The organism is Polaromonas sp. P3_C2 (assembly GCF_056402675.1).
Genome location: NZ_JBFUGX010000381.1, coordinates 1 through 4,061 on the forward strand (window position 1 = coordinate 1; position 4,061 = coordinate 4,061).

Here is a 4,061-nt window from a genome sequence, read left to right on the forward strand (position 1 = left end):
GCCCAGGCTGCACAGGTCGTGTCGATATTTGCCATGACGTATGGCGCGTCGCAGCTTTTTTACGGCCCATTGGGCGACAGGCTGGGCAAGTTTCGGGTGGTCACTTTTGCCACGCTGGGCTGCAGCGTCGGCAGCCTGCTGGCCGTGTTTGCGCACAGCCTTGACGCGCTGGTGTTTGCCCGCCTGCTGATGGCGCTGGGCGCCGCGGCGCTGATTCCGCTGGGCATGGCCTGGGTAGGCGACAACGTGCCCGCCGATCAGCTGCAGGAAATGCTCACGCGCACCGGCCTGGGCAGCACGCTGGGCATTGTGTGCGGCCAGCTGATTGGCGGCCTGCTGACCGATGCGCTGGGCTGGCGCTGGTCCTTTGTGTTCATGACCGTGCTGTTTGCCGTGGTCGGCACGCTGATGTACCTTGACCTGCGCCGCCAGAATGCCGCGCAGCGCGCCGAGGGCAAAGCCCCGGCAGCCACACCCCGTCAACCCGTGCAGCGCACCCATTTCGTCACGCAGGCGCTGGAAATTATTACCGGCCGCTGGTCACGCGTCGTGCTGATCATGGCGGTGATAGAGGGCGCCGCCGGCTTTGGCGTGCTGGCCATCTGGGCTTCGCACCTGCACCATGCCCTGGGCTTGTCGCTTTCGGTGTCAGGCGCCATCGTGGCGCTGTTCGGCCTGGGCGGCGTTGGGTACATGGCCGCAGGCCGCCCGCTGATACGCCGCTTCGGCCAGCACGGCCTGGTGATTCTGGGCGGCACGATGGTCGGCATCAGCGCCCTGGTGCTGGCCTACACCCCGCACTGGGCCCCGGCCATTCCGGCCAGCCTCGTGGGCGGGTTTGGTTTTTTCATGTTCCACAATGTCATGCAGGCCAACGCAACGCAGATGGCACCTCATGCTCGCGGCACGGCCGTCTCGATGTTTGCTTCTTTCCTGTTTCTGGGCCAGTCCATCGGCGTGGTGCTGGCTGCCAGTTTGATCGACCGTATCGGGAGCAGTGCGGTGGTGGCACTGGGTGGGGCGGTGATGGCGGTGGAGGGGGTTTACTTTGCCTGGGTGTTGAGGCGGCGGGATAACTTTCATAAAGGCGTTGAATCAATTGAACCTTAAACTTAAGAATGTGGCCAGCAAAGTTCATCAAAAGTCTCATGCCATAAATCGACGTTGTATGCTTCGAGGCTTATATGGGTCGAAGAGAGAAATATCCTCATCGGAAGTTTGAAATATATGGCGATTCACAAAGTTCAAGAAGAGGTTGCAGATTACCTGAGTGGTTTGCGCCAGGCGAACAGCGAAGAGGCTAAGAAGCTCCGTTTTCAAAATTTGTTGAGTCGACTGTTTCAAGATAGCCAGGCTGCAAAAGACGTTGTAAATGAGCTAGCGCAGGGCGGCGAAAAAACTATTTTCAACATTCCCCGCCCAGGCGTTCCCAAGACTGGATATGCGGACATCGCTTACAGCAACGTAATTATTGAGTGGGAGAAAGATCTCGCCAAAACCGGTAAGCATGCAGAAGATCAACTGGCTGAGTATCTTGCTGGAAGCTGGCACAGTGGTGAGCGGTATGACTACATCCTGATCGCAACCGATGGACGTATCTGGCGCACTTATGCACCCAATCTTGAGGTATTGCTAGGACAGGAAACGCCCAATCGCACTGCATTGCGCAAGGTTGAAGACTTTGAGGTTAAAAAAGACAACGAAGATAAGTTTTTCTTCTTCCTTGACCGCATTCTCTTCCGTTCGACCAAGCAACGTGCCACTCTTGACGCTATTCGGCTCGATTTCGGAGACACCTCGCGCATTTTTATCAATGCCGTACAAGCCATGCAACGCGTTATGCCTGAGCAAAAAGTGTCATCGGCGGTGCATGTTGCGTTTGAACAGTGGCAACGCTTTCTGCAACTGGCTTATGGCAAGTTTGACCTGGGTAATTCGGTCTACCTAGTTCACACCTACTTGAGCATATTTGCAAAACTGCTGGCCTATTCCGTTCTGAAACCAGCAGCGAACCCCACCGACAATGATCTCAGACGCATCTTGTCTGGCGAGGCGTTTACAGCACTGAATGGAGCTAACTTTGTTGAAGGCGACTTTTTCTACTGGGTCAGTACGCCAGAGTTCTTTCAGCAACTGGCACCCACGTTGCGCGAGCTTTACAACCAGATTTCAGAGTACGACTTCACCGATGTTGAAGAAGATATCTTGAAAGGTGACTATCAGGAACTGATAGACATCGACACCCGCCATGCTTTAGGCGAGTACTACACCCCCGATTGGCTGTGTGAGCGGGTCGTAGAAGACCTGCATCTTGAACGTTCGTTTTATGCGCTCGACCCTGCCTGTGGCTCGGGTTCTTTTTTGCGCGCACTTGTTGCACGCTACCGCCGCGAATGGCCAGACATGCCACCACAACAGATCGCGAGGCAAATTAAAGGCGTAGATGTTCACCCGCTGTCAGTCCAAATCGCCAAGACTACTCTTTTGCTGGCATTGGGTGAAGGCGTGGCCAGGGCCAAGGCTCCAGTCGTGTTGAATGTGTACCTTGCGAACACGCTGTTTTTGTCGTCGGACGAAGCAAAAAAGTCACTCTTTACGACAGGGCACCATTTTTCAGTGCGTGTTGACGGAAAACTTCTACCGCTCGACATGGGCCCCTTCATTGGTCAGCCTGACAGTTTTTCGCGTGCGATCGACCTTGCCCAGCATTTCATTGATGACCAGCTTAATGTGGAGCAAAGTCCGCAGGCCTTTGAAAAAGCACTGCGCAACCGCGTTCCCGATACCGACCTTACGGAGACGAACGCCCGCGAGCTTTACGCCGTGTATCAGGCCATGCGCAATGCCAAGCTCAACAACCGTGACAGCATTTGGCGTTTTGTGCTGCAAAACCTATACCAACCTATCTTCATGCACCGCATGTTTGATGTGGTAGTTGCCAATCCACCATGGCTTACTTATGCAGATATCAGTAGTGGCGACTACCAGGCCGATGTGCGGTCGCTGGCCGCTTACTACGGCTTGATGCCCGGGTCCAAAGCTAACAACCCTCACATTGATTTGTCGGCGGTTTTTTTGTCGCACTGCGGCAAGTATCTTGCCAAAGACGGTGGCCAGCTTGCTTTTGTATTGCCTCGTGCTTTTTTAAGTGCAGATCAGCATCAGAACACTCGCAACGGGGAGGCCCGCGGCTTTAAGCTTACCGAGGTGTGGGACCTCAAAGGTGTTTCGCCTTTGTTCAATGTACCCGCCTGCGTTTTGATGGCGACCGCCGCGCACGCCGAGGGGGTCGATACCCAGCGCCAGCGTGCTTTGCCGCGTAACGGTCTGGTTGGTCGCGTGCTGCACGGCAAGCTGCCCCGACCGCATATGCATTGGAGCGATGCGCAGACCTTTATCAAGGAAGACAACACGCGCTGGTATTTTCAGGAACTGGGTAATGCGCAAAGCAAAAGGAAGCGTTCTGCTCTGGTTGAAACCCGGCTGCAAGGTGGCAGCGGCGGTAACGTCTATGCGCCGCGCTTTAAGCAAGGGGCAACTATCGTGCCACGCGCTTTTTACTTTGTCCAGTCTCAGGGCGTTTTGCTTGACGGCCTTACCGATCTGGTTGATCGGGTAGTTAACTTGCGCACTCATCCGCTAGCCGTTGAGGGGGCCAAGAAGCCCTGGGACGGCATTGCCTTGTCGGGTGCCATGCAAGGTAAATACCTGTTTCGTACTGCGTTGGCGCGCAATGTCTTACCCTTTGCCTTGGTTAATCCGCCATTGGTAGCTATGCCTCTTATTAAAGAGGGCGACCTTGACTCAAATGGACTGCCGTTGCCAGGCAAGCAACACTGGCGTTTGTTGGATGCGGCTGAGCTAACCGTGCGTGGTGATTTGGAGGCTGCGCGGTGGTTCGGGCAGTGTGAACGTCTGTGGGATGAGCGACGCAGCGATAGTGCGAAAAAGCAAAAATCAAGTATGACGGATTGGCTCGATTGGCAGCACAAGCTGACGGGGCAGCCCGTTGACGGAAAGTGGGCTGTTCTTTATACCGCCTCAGGCGCAGATGCCTCGGC

At 55.4% G+C, this 4,061-nt stretch carries 2 protein-coding genes; both read left to right on the forward strand.

From position 1 onward, the window contains the following. On the forward strand, positions 1-1,110 hold a 1,110-nt coding region (locus AC1DWI_RS15470), incomplete at its 5' end, for an MFS transporter (protein ID WP_477725153.1). A 117-nt stretch (positions 1,111-1,227) separates the two neighbouring features. Continuing rightward, positions 1,228-4,061: Eco57I restriction-modification methylase domain-containing protein (locus AC1DWI_RS15475; protein ID WP_477725154.1), on the forward strand; the 2,834-nt coding region annotated here is incomplete at its 3' end.